17 protein-coding genes and 1 pseudogene are annotated in these 19,498 nt (G+C 65.5%); 11 read left to right on the top strand and 7 right to left on the bottom strand.

The window, feature by feature from the left end; all coding sequences use genetic code 11:
* Positions 1-142: 142 nt before the first annotated feature.
* The 3 genes from ALC15_RS30205 to ALC15_RS30195 all read left to right on the top strand — a co-directional run bounded on the left by ALC15_RS30205 (position 143) and on the right by ALC15_RS30195 (position 4,470).
* Positions 143-862 carry an ABC transporter ATP-binding protein gene (locus ALC15_RS30205; protein WP_050630497.1) on the top strand — a complete coding sequence of 240 codons (720 nt, stop codon included), beginning with the start codon at positions 143-145 and terminating at the stop codon, positions 860-862.
* Positions 859-3,444: an ABC transporter permease gene (locus ALC15_RS30200; RefSeq protein ID WP_050630443.1), complete on the top strand. Its 2,586-nt coding sequence runs from the start codon at positions 859-861 to the stop codon at positions 3,442-3,444. Before ALC15_RS30205 ends, ALC15_RS30200 begins: the two co-directional genes overlap by 4 nt.
* A 234-nt stretch (positions 3,445-3,678) precedes the next feature.
* A complete protein-coding gene (locus tag ALC15_RS30195; RefSeq protein ID WP_021078796.1) occupies positions 3,679-4,470 on the top strand; it encodes a Bax inhibitor-1/YccA family protein in 792 nt (263 codons plus the stop codon).
* A gap of 224 nt (positions 4,471-4,694) precedes the next feature.
* On the opposite strand, the gene ALC15_RS30190 is transcribed toward ALC15_RS30195, so the two are convergent.
* The 3 genes from ALC15_RS30190 to acnA form a co-directional block, all read right to left on the bottom strand.
* Positions 4,695-5,066, bottom strand: a complete 372-nt coding sequence (locus tag ALC15_RS30190; protein ID WP_050400886.1) for a DUF2794 domain-containing protein — start codon at positions 5,064-5,066, stop codon at positions 4,695-4,697.
* A gap of 544 nt (positions 5,067-5,610) precedes the next feature.
* On the bottom strand, positions 5,611-6,372 hold the full coding sequence (locus tag ALC15_RS30185) for a DUF1223 domain-containing protein (protein ID WP_050630442.1): 762 nt from the start codon (positions 6,370-6,372) through the stop codon (positions 5,611-5,613).
* Positions 6,373-6,577: 205 nt separating this feature from the next.
* Complete coding sequence (acnA, locus tag ALC15_RS30180) at positions 6,578-9,298, bottom strand: aconitate hydratase AcnA (protein ID WP_050630441.1); 2,721 nt, start codon at positions 9,296-9,298, stop codon at positions 6,578-6,580.
* 242 nt (positions 9,299-9,540) lie between these two features.
* Between acnA and ccmA the strand changes: the two genes are divergently transcribed.
* The 6 genes and pseudogenes from ccmA to ALC15_RS30150 all read left to right on the top strand — a co-directional run bounded on the left by ccmA (position 9,541) and on the right by ALC15_RS30150 (position 13,005).
* On the top strand, positions 9,541-10,143 hold the full coding sequence (gene ccmA, locus ALC15_RS30175; RefSeq protein WP_050630440.1) for a heme ABC exporter ATP-binding protein CcmA: 603 nt from the start codon (positions 9,541-9,543) through the stop codon (positions 10,141-10,143).
* Positions 10,140-10,808: a heme exporter protein CcmB gene (ccmB, locus tag ALC15_RS30170; protein WP_050630439.1), complete on the top strand. Its 669-nt coding sequence runs from the start codon at positions 10,140-10,142 to the stop codon at positions 10,806-10,808. The genes ccmA and ccmB overlap by 4 nt, the downstream gene beginning before the upstream one ends.
* A gap of 75 nt (positions 10,809-10,883) precedes the next feature.
* Complete coding sequence (locus ALC15_RS30165) at positions 10,884-11,687, top strand: heme ABC transporter permease (protein WP_050630438.1); 804 nt, start codon at positions 10,884-10,886, stop codon at positions 11,685-11,687.
* Between the two features lie 2 nt (positions 11,688-11,689).
* Positions 11,690-11,869, top strand: coding sequence for a heme exporter protein CcmD (gene ccmD, locus ALC15_RS30160; protein ID WP_200914705.1), 180 nt, complete (start codon positions 11,690-11,692; stop codon positions 11,867-11,869).
* Positions 11,866-12,459: a DsbE family thiol:disulfide interchange protein gene (locus ALC15_RS30155; protein ID WP_050630436.1), complete on the top strand. Its 594-nt coding sequence runs from the start codon at positions 11,866-11,868 to the stop codon at positions 12,457-12,459. The genes ccmD and ALC15_RS30155 overlap by 4 nt, the downstream gene beginning before the upstream one ends.
* A gap of 170 nt (positions 12,460-12,629) precedes the next feature.
* Positions 12,630-13,005, top strand: a pseudogene (locus ALC15_RS30150) (ComEA family DNA-binding protein).
* 156 nt (positions 13,006-13,161) lie between these two features.
* On the opposite strand, the gene ALC15_RS30145 reads toward ALC15_RS30150, so the two are convergent.
* Both ALC15_RS30145 and ftsY read right to left on the bottom strand, forming a co-directional pair.
* Positions 13,162-13,761, bottom strand: a complete 600-nt coding sequence (locus ALC15_RS30145) for a septation protein A (RefSeq protein WP_021078806.1) — start codon at positions 13,759-13,761, stop codon at positions 13,162-13,164.
* 37 nt (positions 13,762-13,798) lie between these two features.
* Positions 13,799-14,746 (bottom strand): signal recognition particle-docking protein FtsY, encoded by a 948-nt coding sequence (ftsY, locus tag ALC15_RS30140; RefSeq protein WP_050630435.1) that lies wholly within the window; start codon positions 14,744-14,746, stop codon positions 13,799-13,801.
* 49 nt (positions 14,747-14,795) lie between these two features.
* Between ftsY and ALC15_RS30135 the strand changes: the two genes are divergently transcribed.
* Both ALC15_RS30135 and ALC15_RS30130 read left to right on the top strand, forming a co-directional pair.
* The gene (locus ALC15_RS30135) at positions 14,796-15,497 is read left to right on the top strand and encodes an RluA family pseudouridine synthase (protein WP_050630434.1); all 702 of its coding nucleotides are present in this window, start codon (positions 14,796-14,798) and stop codon (positions 15,495-15,497) included.
* Positions 15,498-15,602: 105 nt separating this feature from the next.
* Positions 15,603-16,742, top strand: a complete 1,140-nt coding sequence (locus ALC15_RS30130; protein ID WP_050630433.1) for a DUF2336 domain-containing protein — start codon at positions 15,603-15,605, stop codon at positions 16,740-16,742.
* A 238-nt stretch (positions 16,743-16,980) separates the two neighbouring features.
* Here the strand turns inward: ALC15_RS30130 and mtaB are convergent, their stop codons facing one another.
* Together mtaB and dapF are read right to left on the bottom strand one after the other, a co-directional pair.
* Positions 16,981-18,243 carry a tRNA (N(6)-L-threonylcarbamoyladenosine(37)-C(2))-methylthiotransferase MtaB gene (mtaB, locus tag ALC15_RS30125; RefSeq protein ID WP_050630432.1) on the bottom strand — a complete coding sequence of 421 codons (1,263 nt, stop codon included), beginning with the start codon at positions 18,241-18,243 and terminating at the stop codon, positions 16,981-16,983.
* Between the two features lie 60 nt (positions 18,244-18,303).
* The gene (gene dapF, locus ALC15_RS30120; RefSeq protein WP_050630431.1) at positions 18,304-19,176 is read right to left on the bottom strand and encodes a diaminopimelate epimerase; all 873 of its coding nucleotides are present in this window, start codon (positions 19,174-19,176) and stop codon (positions 18,304-18,306) included.
* Between the last annotated feature and the right edge of the window lie 322 nt (positions 19,177-19,498).

Below are 19,498 nucleotides of genomic sequence, written 5' to 3'. Positions count from 1 at the left end.
GATCGGTTTCGCGGAAGCTTTCCCCTGATCAGGCGTCTGCGCGCTGGCCGCCGTCATCAAGCCCATAAGCAACACAAGTATGTGCACGAAGATTCGCAACCGGGCCTCGACCGCAGCGGCGGAAGTGCCATATGACCGAACCATGGACAGTCTCATCGAATCCTCTTCACTGACCGACGTCGAGCCGGACACCATTGCCGTCAGGAACGTCAATCTCTCGCTCGGCACCGGCGCGGCACGGGTTCATATCCTCAAAGATATCAGCCTTCGTGTGGCAGCGGGTGAGGCCATCGGCCTGATCGGCCCGTCGGGCTCGGGCAAGTCGACCTTGCTGATGGTGATGGCGGGTCTTGAACGTCCTGACAGTGGAGAGGTGGTCGTCGACGGCACCTCGTTCAATGCCCTCGACGAAGATGCGCTGGCGCGCTTTCGCGGCCGCCAGGTCGGCATCGTCTTCCAGTCGTTCCATCTGATCCCGACCATGACGGCGCTGGAGAACGTCGCGGTGCCGCTCGAACTCGCCGGCAATCCCGATGCCGCCGCGCGCGCCGCGCAGGAGCTGCAATCGGTCGGGCTCGGCGAACGGCTGCATCACTATCCGACGCAGCTGTCCGGCGGCGAGCAGCAACGCGTCGCGATCGCACGCGCGCTCGCGCCCGATCCGGCGATCCTGGTCGCCGACGAGCCGACCGGAAATCTCGACGAGACGACGGGAAAGCAGATCGTCGATCTGCTGTTCACCAAGCACGCCGAGCGCGGCATGACCCTGGTGCTGGTGACGCACGACCTCGCGCTCGCGCAACGCTGCGACCGCGTGGTGCGGCTGCGCTCCGGCCGCATCGACGGACAATCAACTCCATGAGCTTTGCGTCCGAAGTCGCGGGGCAGAGCCGCGCGTCGTCGCTTGCCTTTCGCTACGCGCTGCGTGAACTGCGCGGCGGGCTGCGCGGCTTCTACGTGTTCATCGCCTGCATCGCGCTCGGCGTGATGGCGATTGCCGGCGTCGGCTCGGTCGCCGCATCTCTCGGCGACGGCCTGTCGCGCGAGGGCCGCACGCTGCTCGGCGGCGACGTCGCGTTCTCGCTAATCTCGCGCGAGGCCAAGCCCGACGAGGTCGCCTATCTGCGCACGCGGGGCGAGGTCTCGGTTGCGGCAACGCTGCGCGCGATGGCGCGCAGCGGCGACGGCAAGCTGGCGCTGGTCGAGCTCAAGGCGGTCGACGGCAGATATCCGATGCTCGGCGAGCTGACGCTCGAGCCGAACATGCCGGTCGCCGATCTGCTCGCCGAGCGCGACGGCGTTTTTGGCGCGGCTGCCGATTCAACACTGCTGGCGCGGCTCGACCTGAAGCTCGGCGACCGCGTCACCATCGGCAGCGCGACCTATCAGATCCGCAGCGTGGTCGTGGCCGAGCCCGACAAGCTTGCCGGCGGCGTCGGCCTCGGCCCGCGCTTCCTGGTCAGTGAAGCCAGCCTGCGCGCCACCGACCTGTTGCAGCCCGGCAGCCTGGTGCGCTGGATCTACCGGGTGAAGCTGCCCGACGGCGCCAACGACGACCGCGCCACCACGGCGTTGATCGACGGTGCGCGCAACGCAGCGCCGGAGGCGGGCTGGGAGGTCCGCAGCCGCAACAACGCCTCGCCGCAGCTCGAGCGCACCATCAACCGCTTCACCCAGTTCCTGACCCTCGTCGGCCTTGCTGCGCTGCTGGTCGGCGGCGTCGGCGTCGCCAACGCGGTGAAGAGCCACATCGACCGGCGCCGCGACGTCATCGCCTCGTTCAAGGCGCTCGGCGCCACCGGCCGCGACGTCTTCACGATCTACTGCACCCAGGTGGTGGTGCTGGCGGGCATCGGCTCGGTGATCGGCCTCGTGCTCGGCGCCGCACTGCCGTTCGTCATCGTCGGCCTGTTCGGCAAGCTGCTGCCGCTGCCGGTGGTCCCTGCCCTGCATCCCGACGAGCTCGCGCTGTCCTTCATCTACGGCCAGCTCACCGCGCTGGCGTTCGGGCTGTGGCCGCTCGGCCGGGTCCACGACGTGCCCGTCGCGGCGCTGTTCCGCGAGACCGTCGCCAGCGAATGGCACCGCCCGCGCTGGAGCTATCTCGCGCTGATGGCCGTGGTGGTCGCGCTCTTGATCGGCGTCGCGATCGGGCTCGCCTATGACAAGCGGGTCGCCACCGTGTTCGTCGTCGCCTCGATCGCGGTGTTCCTGCTGCTGCGCGGGATCGCCGAGATCCTGATGGCGGTGGCGCGGCGGCTGCCGCGCAGCCGCATGACCATGCTGCGGCTCGCCATCGCCAACATCCACCGGCCGGGCGCGCTGACGCCGTCGGTCGTGCTGTCGCTCGGCCTTGGGCTCGCCGTGCTAGTCACCATCACCCAGATCGACGGCAATCTGCGCCGGCAATTCCTGGCCGCGCTGCCGGAGCGGGCGCCGTCGTTCTTCTTCATCGACATCCCCTCCACCGAAGCCGACCGCTTCAATGCCTTCCTGGCCCAGGTCGCGCCCGGCTCGACCGTCGAGGACGTGCCGATGCTGCGCGGGCGCATCGTCGCCGCGCGCGGCGTCAAGGCCGACCAGCTGAAGCCGTCGGTCGATTCGGAATGGGTGCTGCAGAGCGACCGCGGCCTGACCTATACCGGCGAAATTCCCAAGGGCTCGAAGATCGTCGAGGGCGAATGGTGGGGGCCGGACTACCGCGGACCTCCGCTGGTCTCGATGGAGAAGAAGATCGCCGACGGCCTGTCCCTGAAGATCGGCGACGAGATCGTGGTCAACGTGCTCGGCCGCGACGTGCCGGCGAAGATCGCCAATCTGCGCAACATCGACTGGCAGGGCCTCGGCATCAACTTCGTGCTGGTGTTCTCGCCGAACGCCTTCAGGGGCGCGCCGCACAGCCACGTCGCGACCCTGACGGAACAACACGCCAGCGCGACCCAAGCAGGCGCTAACGACGACGCGCGCATCATCAAGCAGGTCGCCGACGCATTCCCGATGGTGACCAGCGTGCGGCTCCGCGAGGCGCTGGAGACCATCGGCAGCGTCGTCAGCAACCTGGTGCTGGCGATCCGCGGCGCCAGCGCCGTGACGCTGATCTCGGCGATCCTGGTGCTGGGCGGCGCGCTCGCCGCCGGACACCGCCACCGCGTCTATGACGCCGTGATCCTCAAGACGCTCGGCGCCACGCGGGTGCGATTGCTCGGCGCTTACGCGCTGGAGTATCTGATGATCGGTTTTGCAACCGCGATTTTCGGGGTGATAGCCGGCTCGATCGCGGCCTGGCTGATCGTGACGCGGCTGATGACGCTGAGTTTCATCTGGCAGGCCGGCAGCGCCGCGCTGGTCGTGGTCGCCGCGCTGGTCGTCACGGTCGGATTGGGGCTGGCAGGAACGCTGCTCGCGCTGAACCAGAAACCGGCCTCGGTGTTGCGGAATTTGTGACAATTTGTAGCGGCGAAAGCGCCGTTTTTGCCTATCATGCTAGGCCAGAGCGACATTCGGCCGCGCGTGGAAGCTTGCGTCGGATGTGTTAATTTCCCACATACCAATCGGGTCGGATAGTCGGTTTGAATGACACGGAATTAATGCTCCGCAAACCGCGCCATCTGAGATAGATTTATAACCGGCGCCGCAAATCCCTTGCGCTCCACCGGGACCAACCACGGGAATTCGACCATGTCGGACCTAGACCGCAATTACGCTTCTCCTTTCGGCCGGGCCGCCGGGCGCATTGACGCTGCGGCCGTCGACGCCGGTCTGCGCGCCTACATGCTGCGCATCTACAACTACATGAGCATCGGCCTCGCCATCACCGGCTTGGCCGCGCTCGGCGTCTACATGGGCGCGGTGACCACCGACCAGTCGGCCGCCGTCGCCAAGTTTGGCAATGCCTATCTGACGCAGTTCGGCTACGCGATGTTCGTGAGCCCGCTGAAATGGCTGTTCATCCTCGCCCCTCTGGCGATGGTGTTCGTCATCTCGGCCGGCATCAACCGCCTGCAGCCTGCGACCGCCCAGCTGTTGTTCTGGGTGTTCTCGGCGCTGATGGGCCTGTCGCTGTCGTCGATCTTCCTGGTGTACACGCACACCTCGATCGTGCGCGTGTTCTTCATCACCGCGGCGACGTTCGGTGCGCTCAGCCTCTACGGCTACACCACCAAGCGTGACATGAGCGGCATGGGCTCGTTCCTGTTCATGGGCCTGATCGGCATCATCATCGCGAGCCTGGTCAACCTGTTCCTGGCGAGCTCGGCGCTGCAGTTCATCGTCTCGGTGGTCGGCGTGCTGGTGTTCGCGGGCCTCACCGCTTGGGACACCCAGCGGCTGAAGAACGACTACATCTACGGCTACGCCTCGCAGGGCGGCGTGATGGCAGAGCGTGCGGCAATCACTGGTGCGCTGTCGCTCTACCTGAACTTCATCAACCTGTTCACGCTGCTGCTGCAGCTGCTCGGCCAGCGCGACTAAGCGCCGCGAGCAAGGCAATCGATCTGAGCCCCGGCCACCCGGCCGGGGCTTTTGTTTTGCGCCGGCTTTTGCGGGATGCGAACCCGTAGCCCGGATCGAGCCAACGGGTCGCGCGAACGCGCACCCGATGACAGGCTCCACGAAATCCGGGACAAGGCCATTCGCGTCGCAAAACCGCGATTACGCTCCGCTCCATCCGGGCTACAGGCGTCGAATTCGCCTCGCTACACCAGCGACAGCTTGCGGTCGATCACGAACAGCACGCGCTCGAGTTCGTGGCCACGACGCAGGATCAGTCCGGTCGCCGAAATCACGCTGTACATGCCCTGCTTGCGCGCCAGACGGGGATCCTTCTCGATCCGGTAGATCGGCATTTCGGACGCGCGCCGGAACACCGAGAACACGGCACGGTCCTTCAGGAAGTCGATCGCATAGTCTCGCCACTCGCCGTCGGCGACCATGCGGCCGTAGAGATTGAGAATGCGGTTGAGCTCAAGTCGATTGAATGTCACGCGGTTGGGTTGAGGGGTCGCGGCGGCGGGGCGCGCCGCGGCACGACTCCCGCTCGGATCGGTGTCCTCCGAGATCAAACTCATCGAGCGCCTCCTGTCATCCCGGTGACGATCGGGATCCGAAGGCCGGTGCCCCCTGCTTCGGGATCGTCACGAGAGTGACATGATTGCGCTAAGCGAGGAGGCCTGCAAGGGGCCATTCGCAACGCAACCAGGCCTTAACCACGCTCAGGCGCGGCGGATTGTCCGGAAAACCGAAGACTCACGGGAACGTTAGCGGAATCATATTGCTGCCCCACTTCCGCCCATCGCCTGCCCCGCTGCCCTGCGAAAAGATAATCCTGCGTTGGCCCGGTCCTTTCGGTTCCGGATTCCTCAGCCCCCAGCCCCCCGGGGCCGTCGGGATCGGGCCTGTTCGCAGGGGAGTTAAATCCCAACACTGGGCCAACGAAAGTTGGTCCTTTTTGTTTTTGGGGCCTGCCCATCTCCGCGTGACCGAGCGGCGCGCGCAAAGCTTCAACGCTTTCGCTTCACCAAATCACAGTGTGCATGTTTGCCGCCGCGCAAGGCTGCGCGACGATGCGCGCGGCCGAACGACGCGTCTGCCGGCAGCTAGCGCAGCAACGCGCTAGTGAAGCGAGGTGAATGCGGCGCCGAGCATCGGGCCCGGCTTGTCGCGATTGCCGTCCTGGACGTACACCGCCGCGGCATCGACGCCATCGCGCGTGATGTTCTCCAGCGGCACGGTCCAGCTGCCGGACGAGCCGTTCCAGTCACCGACCTTCAGGAGATTGCGCACCACGTTGTGGTAGGTGATCTCGTGGCCGCGGTTCTCGCCGCGCGAGATCGAGATCGGCACCGACTTCGAGATCGAGCAGATCCAGACTTCGCCACGCGACACCGCGGGCGACTTCGACGCAGCAACCGACACGTTGATCTGCTTGCCGGTCAGCGTCATCGTCACCGGCACCGACATCACGGTGCCGCTCTTCTCGGTGCTCTTGATGGCGTCCTCGATGCCGGCGCGATCGCTGCCGATCACATGCGCGGAGCCGTTGATCACGGCCTGCGGCGTGTAGACGTCGCGATCGCCGCGCATGTGGGAATAGGCTTTCTGGCGCGCGCTGAAGCGGGAATCGGCCAGCGTGTCCTTCCAGCCGAGATAGTCCCAATAGTCGATCGGCATGCTCAGCGCGATGACGTTGGGGTCCTTTGCGAGATCACCGATGATCTTGTCCGCGGGCGGACAGGATGAGCATCCCTGCGAGGTGAAGAGTTCGACGACTGCACGCGGATCGGCGTGAGCGGGGCGGATGATTGCGACGATCGCGCAGATACCGAGCGCGCTGGACCATCGCGAAATCGAGTTATAGGCCATCATCGCTGTCATACTGCGAACCGGTCGTGATGATTTCCATCCGTAATTGTACGGAGCATGAAGTCTGTCCCTGAACTTGCGTGCCCCAAAACGCGAGAAAGCGGCCTTTTTCATAGGCCGCCTTCTTTTTAGCCGCTACTCACTAAGCAGTGAGGCACCGATCACAAATCCGCGTTGGAGCATGGCTCGAATGGACCATGCTCCGACAAAAGGCCCTTTAGGCCGCGAGTTTGCGCAGCACGTAGTGCAGGATGCCGCCGTTGCGATAGTAGTCGAGCTCGTCCAGCGTATCGATGCGGCAGAGCAGCGGGACATCCCGCTTGCCGCCGTCGGCGGAGACGATCTCGGCGTTCAGCGTCTGGCGCGGCTTCAGGTCGCCCTGCAGCCCGCGGATCGTGACCTTCTCGTCGCCCTTCAGGCCGAGCGAGGACCACGACGTGCCTTCATGGAAGGTGAGCGGAAGCACGCCCATGCCGACCAGGTTGGAGCGATGGATGCGCTCGAAGCTCTGGCAGATCACCGCACGCACGCCGAGCAGACGCGTGCCCTTCGCGGCCCAGTCGCGCGACGAGCCGTTGCCGTATTCGGCGCCGGCGAACACCACCAGCGGCACGCCTTCCGCCTGATACTTCATCGCGGCATCGTAGATCGACATCTGCTCGCCGTCGGGCCAGTGCTTGGTCAATCCGCCTTCCGGAATATTGCCGTCGGCGCCCTTCAGCATGAAGTTCTTGATGCGGATGTTGGCGAAGGTGCCGCGCATCATCACTTCATGGTTGCCGCGCCGCGTGCCGTACTGGTTGAAGTCGGCGGGGCGCACCTGGTGCTCGCTGAGGAACTTGCCGGCGGGCGAGGTCAGCTTGATCGAACCGGCCGGCGAGATGTGGTCGGTGGTGATCTTGTCGCCGAACATCGCGAGGATGCGCGCGTCGACCACGTCGGTGACCGGGTCGGGCTGCTTCTTCATGCCTTCGAAATAGGGCGGGTTCTGCACATAGGTCGAGCTCATGTTCCAGCGATAGGTCTCGCTTTCCGTGGTCTTGATCTTGCGCCAGTTGGTATCGCCCTTGAACACGTCGGCGTACTTCTTCTTGAAGATCGTCGCGGTGACGTACTTCTTCATGAAGGTGTTGATCTCCTTGGCGGTCGGCCAGATATCCTTGAGGAACACCGGCTTGCCGTCCTTGCCGATGCCGAGCGGCTCGACTGCGAGATCCTTGGTCACGGTGCCGGCAAGCGCATGCGCGACGACCAGCGGCGGCGAGGCGAGGTAGTTCGCCTGCACGTCGGGCGAGACGCGGCCTTCGAAGTTGCGGTTACCGGAGAGCACCGCGGCGGCAACGATGCCGTTCTCGTTGATCGACTTCGAGATCTCTTCCGGCAGCGGGCCGGAGTTGCCGATGCAGGTCGTGCAGCCGAAGCCGACCAGATTGAAGCCGACCTTGTCGAGATCGGCCTGCAGGCCGGAATTGGCGAGATATTCCGCCACCACCTGGCTGCCGGGGGCGAGCGAGGTCTTCACCCACGGCTTGGCCTTCAGGCCCTTGGCGGCTGCCTTGCGCGCCAGCAGGCCGGCGCCGATCAGCACGCTCGGGTTCGAGGTGTTGGTGCAGGAGGTGATCGCCGCGATCACGACGTCGCCATGGCCGAGATCGAAGTCGCGGCCCTCGACCGCGAAGCGCTTCTGCTCACCTTCAGGCTTCTTGTATTCGCCGACCAGCGCGGTCGCGAAACCGGTCGACACCGCGGGCAGCGCGATGCGGCCTTCAGGGCGCTTCGGTCCGGCCATCGACGGCACGACGTCGCCGAGGTCGAGCGTCAGCGTGGTGGTGAACACCGGATCGGCCGACTTGGCGGTGCGGAACAAGCCCTGCGCCTTGGCATAGGCCTGCACCAGCTTGACGCGATCGGCCTTGCGGCCGGAGGTCTTCAAATAATCGATGGTCGCGGCGTCGACCGGGAAGAAGCCGCAGGTCGCACCATATTCGGGCGCCATGTTGCCGATCGTCGCCTTGTCCGCGACCGACAGGAAGTCGAGGCCGGGGCCGAAGAACTCGACGAACTTGCCGACCACGCCGAGCTTGCGCAGCATCTGGGTGACGGTGAGCACGAGGTCGGTCGCCGTGACGCCTTCCTTGAGCTGGCCCTTGAGCTTGAAGCCCACGACCTCAGGCAGCAGCATCGACAGCGGCTGGCCGAGCATGCAGGCCTCGGCCTCGATGCCGCCGACGCCCCAGCCGAGCACGGCGAGGCCGTTGACCATCGTGGTGTGCGAGTCGGTGCCGACGAGCGAGTCGGGATAGGCGACCTCGAAGGTGCCGGTCTTCTTGCCGACCGTCATCTTCTCCTTCTTGGTCCACACCGTCTGCGCGAGATATTCCAGATTGACCTGGTGGCAGATGCCGGTGCCGGGCGGCACCACCGAGAAGTTCGAGAACGCCTTCTGGCCCCACTTCAGGAACTCGTAGCGTTCCTGGTTCTGCTTGTATTCCTCGGTGACGTTCTTGCCGAACGCCTTGTTGTCACCGAAGAAGTTGACGATCACCGAATGGTCGATGACGAGATCGACGGGCACCAGCGGGTTGATCTTCTCGGCATCGCCGCCGAGGTTCTGCATCGCGTTGCGCATCGCCGCGAGATCGACCACCGCCGGAACGCCGGTGAAATCCTGCATCAGGACGCGCGCCGGGCGGAAGGCGATTTCATGCTCGAGCTGGCGCTTCTTCAGCCACTTCGACACCGCGACGATGTCTTCCTTCTTGACCGTGCGGCCGTCCTCGTTGCGCAGCAGGTTCTCGAGCAGAACCTTCATCGAGTACGGCAGCTTCGAAATACCCTTCAGTCCGTTCTTCTCTGCCAAGGGCAGGCTGTAATAGACGTAGGACTTGGCGCCGACCTTCATGGTCTTGCGGCATTTGAAGCTGTCGAGTGAGGTCATACGAGGAATCCCAATTCTCAGTTATACCCGGCAAGGGTAACTAAACACCGGCGAACGACACTGGCCGAGGGATGGCCCGGAGGGTGGGTTGCGGCCGCCGATTGTGTGTGCTGCATCAAGTTCCGGGCTTATAGAACCTTTCTAGAAGCACCGCCACACCGACAAGCGTGCGGCGGCAGTGCGCGACCCAAAAATTCTCACGCGGTAGCGAAAGATTTCAGAGGGCTGTGACAAGACGAACCATGCGGCTCTCAGGACGAAATCTGAAATGCGTGCGCGGCGGGCGCGAGGTGTTTTCCGACCTCGATCTGGCGGCCACAGCCGGTGAGGCGCTTGCCGTCACCGGCCCCAATGGTGCGGGCAAGACCTCACTGCTCCGCGTCCTCGCCGGGCTCTTGGTTCCAGCCGAAGGGACGGTCGCGCTCGAAGGCGGCGACGCCGAACTCAGCCTGCCCGAGCAGGCCCACTATCTCGGCCACCGCGACGCGCTGAAGCCGGCGCTGAGCGTTATGGAAAATCTTTCCTTCTGGCGGGAATTCCTCGGCGGCGAGACGCAGGATGCCGGCCGCTGCCTTGCCGCCGTAGGGCTCGACCACGCCGCGCACCTGCCGGCGGCCTACCTCTCGGCCGGCCAGCGCCGCCGCCTCTCGATCGCGCGCCTGCTCTCGGTGCGGCGGCCGGTCTGGCTGCTGGACGAGCCGACATCGGCGCTCGATACGGCCGGACAGGCGCTGTTCGTCGCCCTGATGCGCGATCATCTCGCCGGCGGCGGCCTGATCGTCGCCGCAACCCATCTACCGCTCGGCATCGAAGCGCGCGATTTGCGGATGGGAGCGCCGGCATGAGCGCTCTCTCCGCATTGATCCGCCGCGACATCCGCATCGCGCTCCGCGTCGGCGGCGGCGCGCTGATCGGGGTGCTGTTCTTCCTCACCGTCACGGTGCTGATGCCGTTTGCGGTCGGCCCCGATCTGGCGCTGCTGTCGCGGCTCGGCCCCGCCATCCTCTGGCTCGGCGCGCTGCTGGCGAGCCTGCTCACGCTCGACCGGCTGTTCACAGCCGATCACGAGGACGGCTCGCTCGACCTGATCGTGATGAGCCGGACGCCGCTGGAACTCGCTTGCGCGGCCAAGGCGCTGGCGCACTGGATCGCCGCCGGCCTGCCGCTGATCATCGCCACACCCGTGCTCGGCCTGCTGCTCAATCTCGACGGCACGGCGACATTGGCGGTCGCGGCGACCCTCTTGGCGGGAACACCGGCGCTGACCTTCACCGGCATGATCGGCGCCGCATTGGCGGTGACGCTGCATCGCGGCGGGCTGTTGCTGGCGGTGCTGGTGCTGCCGCTGTCGATCCCGGTGCTGATCTTCGGCGTTGCGGCCTCGCAGGCGGTGATCTCGGGCCCGCTTCCGTTTGGAACACCGTTCTCGATCCTCTGCGCGCTGTCGCTCGCCAGCCTGGTGATCGGCCCGTTTGCCGCCGCCGCGAGCCTGCGGCACGGGCTGGATTGATATGAGCCAGATCAATTCTTGCCGAGGGGAATTCCGCCAATTGCTTGTGACACATCGGACGACTATCAGGGTGCCATGAAGCTGACCGAGACGCTGACCGACCTCGCCAACCCGACCAGGTTTCTGGCGCTGACCGCGCGGATCCTGCCGTGGCTCGCGGGCGCAACCGCGATCCTGCTCGCGATCGGACTCTACCAGTCGGCAATGGCGCCGGACGACTACCAGCAGGGCGCCACGGTGAAGATCATGTTCATCCACGTCCCGAATGCGTGGCTGTCGATGTTCGTCTGGGGCGTGATGAGCGTGGCCGCGCTCGGCACGCTGGTGTGGCGGCATCCGCTGGCCGACGTCGCGGCGAAGGCCGCGGCGCCGATCGGGGCCGCCTTCACCTTCCTGGCGCTGGTCACCGGCTCGCTGTGGGGCCGGCCGATGTGGGGCACTTACTGGGAGTGGGATGCGCGGCTGACCTCGGTCCTGATCCTGTTCCTGATGTATCTCGGCCTGATCGCGCTGTGGCGCGCGGTCGAGGACCCCTCGCGCGCGGCACGGGCGGCGGCGGTCCTCACACTGGTCGGCGCGATCAACATTCCGATCATCAAGTTCTCGGTCGACTGGTGGAACACGCTGCATCAACCGGCTTCCGTGCTGCGCATGGGCGGCTCGACGCTCGACAAGGCGTTCCTGTGGCCGCTCTTGGTGATGGCGATCGCGTTTTCGCTGCTCTTCATCACCCTGCACCTCGCGGCAATGCGCAACGAGATCCTGCGCCGGCGCGTGCGCAGCCTGCAGATGATGCAGGCCAGCCGCGTCTCGTTCATCAGCGAGCCGGGGGCCGGCTCGCGTGAAGCAGGCGCATCGAAAGAAATTGGAGCGGCTTGACGATGTCGCTTGGTCCCTACGCTTCCTTCATCGTGACGTCCTATGCGCTGGTCGCCGCAGTGGTGCTGCTCCTGATCGTCTGGATCATCGCCGACTATCGCCGCCAGCAGGGGCGCCTCAGGGAAATCGAGGCCAGCGGCATCACGCGCCGCTCCGGCCGCAGCGCGGCGGATATCAGATGAGCGAGCAGGCGACCAACAGCCCGCCGCAAGCCCGCCGCCTGCTGGTGGTGTTGCCGCTCGTGATCTTCCTCGGCCTCGCCGGGCTGTTCCTGCTGCGGCTCTATGGCGGCGATCCCTCTAAAATCCCGTCGGCGCTGATCGGACGGCCGGCGCCGCAGACCACACTCCCGGCGCTCGACGGCCTGATACGGGACGGTGCGCCTGTCCCCGGCCTCGACCCCGCCGCGTTCAAGGGCAAGGTCTCGGTCGTCAACGTCTGGGCGTCCTGGTGCGTGCCCTGCCATGACGAGGCGCCGCTGCTGACCGAGCTCGGCAAGGACAAGCGTTTCCAGATCATCGGCATCAACTACAAGGACTCGCCCGAGAATGCGCGGCGCTTCCTCGGCCGCTACGGCAATCCGTTCGGCATCGTCGGCGTCGACGGCAACGGCCGCGCCTCGATCGAATGGGGCGTCTACGGCGTGCCCGAGACCTTTCTGGTCGGGCGCGAGGGCAAGATCGTCTACAAGCTGGTCGGCCCGGTGACGCCCGACAACGTCAACAGCGTGCTGAAGGCCGAGATCGAGAAAGCGCTGCACGCCGGACAGTAAGCGCTTCGTCATTCAGCGGTGCCGTGAACCGCTGCTGAACGGCGAGCGAAAATGCCTGCGGCAAAATACTTCGACAGGTTTATCTGCGGTTCATTTCGCGGCCACGGCAACGCCACGAACGCAACCCCAACTCAGCGGCGTTGACATCAACGTTCCTCTGGAGGGGACATATGCGCAAGACCACGCTCGCTTCACTTCTCGCCACCGCGCTTACGCTCGGCATGCTGACGGCCGCGCCGTCGATGGCCCAGGGCGTTCAGCCGGCCACGCCCGCCGCCAAATCGGAAGTCAACAAGATGGCTCCCGCGCCGAGGCGTGACGCCCGACGCGAAGACGACGGGGATGGCGAAGGACGACCTGCTCGACGTCAACAGCGCCAGCGCCGACCAGCTCGACGCGCTGCCCGGCGTCGGCAAGGCCTACTCGGCCGCGATCATCAAGGGCCGCCCCTACAAGGGCAAGGATGAACTGGTGCAGAAGAACATCCTGCCGCAGGTGACCTACGACAAGATCAAGGACAAGATCATCGCCAAGCAGAAGAGCTGACGGCGATCGACTTCACCTCTCGCCGTTTCTCACGGGGAGAGGTCGAAGCTCTCGCGTCTCGTCATCGCCAGCGCAGCGAAGCAATCCATCGTTTCCGCATATGCCGCGCAATGGATTGCTTCGCTGCGCGCGCAATGACGGCCAAATAACGACTCGTTACTTCCGCAAATCGCCGGCGTCCGCCTCGCTGGTTTCCAGCGAGACCGGCTCAAGGTGATAGCGCTTGGTCAGCGGCATCTGGGCGATGGCGAAGATCATGGTCAGCGGCGTCACGCCGAACACCTTGAAGTTCACCCAGAAATCCGTGGTCTGCGTCCGCCAGACGATCTCGTTGAGGATGGCCATGCCGGCGAAGAACAGCGCCCAGCGCATGGTGAGGATGCGCCAGCCCTGCGGCGTCAGATTGAACATCTGGTCGAACATCACGGCGATGAAGGAGCGGCCGAACAGCAGCCCGCCGCCGAGCACGGCCGCGAACAGGCCGTAGATGATGGTCGGCTTGACCTTGATGAAGGTCTCGTCGTGCAGCACCAGCGTCAGGGTGCCGAACACCAGCACGATCGCGCCGGTCACCAGCGCCATGATGGGCACGTGTTTCGTTACCACATAGGACGCGATCATCGCCGCGACGATTGCCACCATGAACGCAGCCGTGGCGACGAACAGGTGGTACTTGGCGTTCGCGACGAAGAACACGAGCAGCGGCCCGAGCTCGGTCGCAAGCTTGAACAGCGGATGTGGCTGGGTCTTGTCCATTAACCCTCGGTGTTGGTTTGAGGCATGATATTCGGGATCATGCCTCGATCCCGGCAATCGCCTTGGCAAAATCCTTTGCGGTGAAGGGCGCGAGGTCCTCGACGCCTTCGCCGACGCCGATGAAATGCACCGGCAGCTTGTGCTTCTCCGACAGCGCAACAAGGATGCCGCCGCGTGCGGTGCCGTCAAGCTTGGTCATCACGAGGCCGGTGACGCCTGCCGTACGATGAAACGCCTCGACCTGCGACAGCGCATTTTGTCCCACCGTGGCGTCGAGCACGAGCAGCACCGCGTGCGGCGCCGATGCATCGACCTTCTTGATGACGCGCACGACCTTTTCGAGCTCGTTCATCAGCTCGGACTTGTTCTGCAACCGGCCGGCGGTGTCGATCAGCAGCACGTCGCGCGCCTGCTCCTTGGCCGCGGTCAGCGCGCTGAAGGCGAGGCTTGCCGAATCCGAGCCTTGCGCGCCCGCAATGACCGGCGATTTGGTGCGCTCGCCCCAGACCTTGAGCTGCTCGATCGCCGCGGCGCGGAAGGTGTCGCCGGCAGCCAGCATGACCTTGCGGCCCTCGGCGGCAAATTTGGCGGAGAGTTTGCCGATCGTCGTGGTCTTGCCGGAGCCGTTGACGCCGACGACCAGGATGACGAACGGCTGCTTCGAGCCATCGATCTCGAGCGGCTTCGCCACCGGCGCCAGCACCTTCTCGACCTCGGTCGCAACCACGTCCTTGACCTCGTCGGCGGAGATGGCCTTGTCGTAGCGGCCCTTGCCGACCGCCTCCGCAATGCGAACCGCGACATCGGTCCCGAGATCGGCGCGCAGCAGCACATCCTCGATATCGTCGAGCATGGCGGAATCGAGCTTGCGCTTGGTGACGAGGTCCGCGACCGCGGTCCCGATCGAACTCGAGGTCCGCTTCAGGCCGCCTTTCAGGCGCTGCCACCAGCTCTGTTTTGGAGTTCCTGCAGTGGTATCGTTCATGGCGCGGACGTGTTAGCCGTTTCGGCTCACAAACGAAAGTCTCGACGAATTGATCGATGTTCCCCAATTGACCGCGGAAGAAATCCTGGGCCGGGTGCTCCACCGCGACGGGTTGATGCTGGTGATCGACAAGCCGGCCGGCATGCCGGTGCATCGCGGCCCCAAGGGCGGCCCCAATCTGGAGGCCTCCTTCGACGCGTTGCGGTTCGGCCTGCCGCGGCCGCCGGTGCTGGCGCATCGACTGGACAAGGACACCTCCGGCTGCCTCGTCCTGGGACGCCACCGCAAGGCGACCGCCTCGCTCGGGCTGCTGTTCAAGCACAGCAAGATCTCGAAGACGTATTGGACCGTGGTCGAGGGCGGCCCGGCCGAGGATGAAGGCACCATCGACATGCCGCTCGGCCGGCTCAACGCCGAGCGCGGCTGGTGGCAGAAGCCGGATCCGGACGGGCAGAAGGCGATCACCAACTGGAAGGTGCTGGGGCGCGGCGAGGGCCTCGCCTGGCTGGCGATGGAGCCGGTCACCGGCCGCACCCATCAGCTGCGGGTGCATTCATCAGCGATGGGCTGGCCGATCGTCGGCGACAATATCTATGGCAACGGTCCGCGCTTCGGCGAGCCGACCCTCCATCTGCATTCCCGCGAAATCGGCATCCCGATTTCCCGCAACAAGGACCCGGTCCATGTGGTTGCGCCGGCACCGGAGCATATGTGGCAGCGGCTCAGGGCCTGCGGCTGGATCGGCCAGTGATCTCCGGGGTTTTACGGACCATTATCCTTTACGGAACTTTCAGCCTCGTCCGGTAGTCCTGCAGGCGGCTTAGAAAAGCGCATCACGACGGGCTCAGGACGAGCAATGCTGACTGCCGGGCAGGCAATTGTCGACGAGGTCGAGGCGGCGATACGTGCCGGCTCCGCCGAAAAATGCATCGCGACCGCCAAGCGCGTCACCGACCTCTTCCTCGCCTCCGCCGGCAGCTTCAACAGCGAACAGGTCGAGCTGTTCGACAACGTGCTTGATCGTCTGGTCAAGACCATCGAGCTCCGGGCGCTTGCCGACATCAGCGCCCGGATAGCGCTCACCGACATCAGCGAGCAGCTCGCACCGGTGACCCAGGCGCCGCCCGCGATCATTCGCCGGCTCGCCGGCAATGACGAGATCAGGATCGCGCGGCCGGTCCTGCAGGAGTCGTCGCGGCTCAGCGCGGACGATCTGATCGAGATCGCGCGGACCAAGAGCGAGCAGCATCTGCTCGCCGTCGCCGGTCGCTGGTGGCTGAAGGAAGTCGTCACCGACGCATTGCTGGCGCGTCGCTTTGCCAGTGTGAGCCACCGCCTGGTCAACAATCCCGGCGCCAAGGTATCGCCGGACGGATTTGCGGTCATCCTCGCGCAGGCCGAGCACGATCCGGTCCTCGCCGTCGAGACCGGCATCCGCGCCGACCTGCCGTCGGAGCTCCGCCTTCAGCTGCTGCGCCGCGCAACGGAAGAGGTTCGCGGCCGTCTGCTGGAGCGCGCCCCGCCGTACTTGTTCGAGGAGATCCGGCACGCGGTCGCCGCGGTCGCTGCCGGCGTCGAACGCGACATGTCGCAGGTCCGAGATTTCACCGCAGCCAGGCGTCATGTCGCGAAGCTCAGGGATAGCGGCGAGCTCGACGAGGCCGCTTTGCTCGGCTTCGCCAGGCAGCGGAAATATGAAGAGACCGTCGTGGCGCTGGCGGATCTCGCGCAGTCGAGCATTGAGGTGATCCGCTCGCTGATGCAAAGCCTGCGCAGCGAGGGCCTGCTGGTGCCGTGCCGCGCGGCCGGCCTGAGCTGGGAGACCACCGCCGCGGTGATGGAATGCCGCTACACGACCGGCTCCATGGGACCCGTCGAACTCGCCCATGCGAAAGGCCAGTTCACGAAGATGACGCGCGAAAACGCCGATCGCCTGCTGCGCTTCTGGCAGGTTCGCGCGGCGCAGCCTGCAAGGCCCGGCGGACGCACGCACTGAGCGCGTCATGTGCGGGACTGGTTCTCCTTTAGCCTGTCAAACAGCTCGTTCCGTGTCATCACCCGCGTGCGGGTGATCAGCGTGAGTCCACGGCTCTCCCCACGCGTCGTCCTGGCGAAAGCCAGGACCCATAACCACCGCATTGGATCATGAACGGGATCGTGGCCCGAGCGTCGCACAACAATGACCGATTGGGGTAATGGGTCCTGGCTTTCGCCAGGACGACGGAGATGAAGTCTCAGCGGTCCGATGCAACGAGGCGCGCGCCGTCATGTCCTGTCACGGTGAGCCGCCGCACCGCGCCCGGCACATCGCCATCGATCGCGACCGGCAGGAAATGTTCGGTGCGGCCTTGCCGCTCGCTCTCGATCAGCACTTCGCGCGTCGCGCCGGCTTCGGCTGCGAGCCGACGCACCAGCGCGGCTTCGCCGGCCGCGCGCAACCGTTTCGCGCGCTCCCTGATCGCCCCGCCTTCGACCTGCGGCATCCGCGCCGCCGGCGTGCCGGGGCGCTTCGAATAAGGAAACACATGCAGGAAGGTGAGATCGCATTGTTCAACCAGATCGAGCGAACGCGCGAACATCGCCTCGGTCTCGGTCGGAAAGCCGGCGATGATGTCGGCGCCGAAGGCGATATCCGGCCGCAGCCGGCGCACCTGCGCACAGAAATCGATCGCGTCCTGGCGGGAATGCCGGCGCTTCATCCGCTTCAGGATCATGTCGTCGCCGGACTGCAGCGACAGGTGCAGATGCGGCATCAGCCGCGCATCGTCGGCGATGACATCGAGCAGGTCGCGATCGGCCTCGATCGAATCGATCGAGGAGATGCGCAGCCGCTTCAGCTCGGGCACATGACGCAGGATCTGCCGGGTCAACTGACCGAGCTTCGGCGCGCCCGGCAGGTCGGCGCCGTAGCTCGTGAGATCGACGCCGGTCAGCACGATCTCGGCATGGCCGCGCTCGACCAGCGCGCGGACCTGATCGACCACCGCGCCCATCGGCACCGAGCGCGAATTGCCGCGGCCATAGGGGATGATGCAGAAGGTGCAGCGATGGTCGCAACCGTTCTGCACCTGCACGAACACCCGCGGCAGGCCGCGCTCGAATCCGTCGAGCAGATGCGGCGCCATCTCGGTCACCGCCATGATGTCGGCGACCGCGACCTTCTCGCTTGCGCCGATATCGAATGCTGAACGTGTCGCGCGCCAGGCGTCGCCGCGCATCTTCTCGTCATTGCCGACGACGCGATCGACCTCGGCCATCTCTGCGAACATTTCGGCCTGCGTCTGGGCCGCGCAACCGGTGACCACGATGCGCGCCTCGGGGCGCTCGCGTTTCAATTTGCGGATCGACTGCCGGGCCTGCGCCACCGCCTCGTTGGTGACGGCGCAACTGTTGATGACGATGGTGTCGGTAACCCCCGCCTGCTCGGCCTCGCGGCGGATCACTTCGGATTCGAATGCATTGAGGCGGCAGCCAAAGGTGACGACGTCGACGCCCATGGCTCCTTGATCGAGCATGATCTCGTCGGAAAACCGGTTTCCACTTTTCCGGATCATGCTCTAAGCGACGCTGGCGAACAGCGCCGGATCGAAGCGGCCCTCATATTCGAAATCGGCGGTGCCGGTCATCAGCACGTGATCGTCGCGCTCGCGCCACTCGATGCCGAGCTTGCCGCCTGGCAGCGTAATCTCGACGATCCGGTTGGCGCGCTTCAGCCGCGCCGCCGCCACCGCCGTCGCGCAGGCCGCCGAGCCGCAGGCCCGGGTCAGGCCGGCGCCGCGCTCCCAGGTGCGGATCGTGATGTGGTCGCGATCGACGATATGGGCCAGCGTGATATTGGCGCGCTCCGGGAAGATCGGATGGTTTTCCAGCAGCGGCCCGAAACGTTCGAGGTCGTAGGCGTTGACGTCATCGACCCAGAACACCGCATGCGGGTTGCCCATCGAGACCACCGAGGGCGAATGCAGCACCGGATTGTCGATCGGCCCGACCTGCAGCTCGATGTAGCGGGTGTCGCGAAATTCCTCAGCCAGCGGAATGTCCTGCCAGCCGAACTTCGGCGCGCCCATGTCGACGGTGTAGAGATCGGGCGCCGGCCCCTGCCAGCAATTGAGCAGGCCGGCGCGGGTCTGGAACGTCGCCGTGGTCTGGCCGGTCTTCTCGAAGATCCGCCGCACCACGCAGCGCATGCCGTTGCCGCAGGCCCCGGCCTCCGAGCCGTCATTGTTGTAGATCGTGATGTACGCCTCGGTGCCGTCGAGCCGCGGCGGCTGCAGCACCATCAGTTGGTCATAGGGCGCTCCGGCCGGCGAGGCCACGGCGCGTGCTTCCTCAGCCGAAACCTGTGCCTTGGAATCGCGCAGGTCGACGACGACGATCTCGTTGCCGATGCCGTTCATCTTGGCGAATGCGTGATTGGCGAGCGCGCTCATCGATTTTCCCAAATTCTGCCCGGTTATATGGCGAGTGGTGGCCGGAAGGCCAGTCTGAATGGCCCTATGACACATCTGTCATGGGACGAATGCAGAACTCGCGTGTTAGGAATATCGCACCTCGCGGACCGCGCGCGCCGGGACAGATCGCGCGGCCGTCTGAGGAAGGGGATGGAGAACTACCAATGAACCGTATCAACACGCTCCGCGCGGCCCTGGTCGCGCTGCTCCCTTTGGCGGCGATCGCACTGGCAAGCCCGGCGCCTGCCCAGTCGCCGTCAGCCTCGCCCGCTCCCGCGGCGAGCCCGAGCCCGACCCCCGC

The sequence above is a fragment of the Bradyrhizobium viridifuturi genome, from assembly GCF_001238275.1.
Taxonomy (GTDB): Bacteria; Pseudomonadota; Alphaproteobacteria; order Rhizobiales; family Xanthobacteraceae; genus Bradyrhizobium; species Bradyrhizobium viridifuturi.
This window is presented reverse-complemented; position numbering and strand designations above follow the sequence as displayed.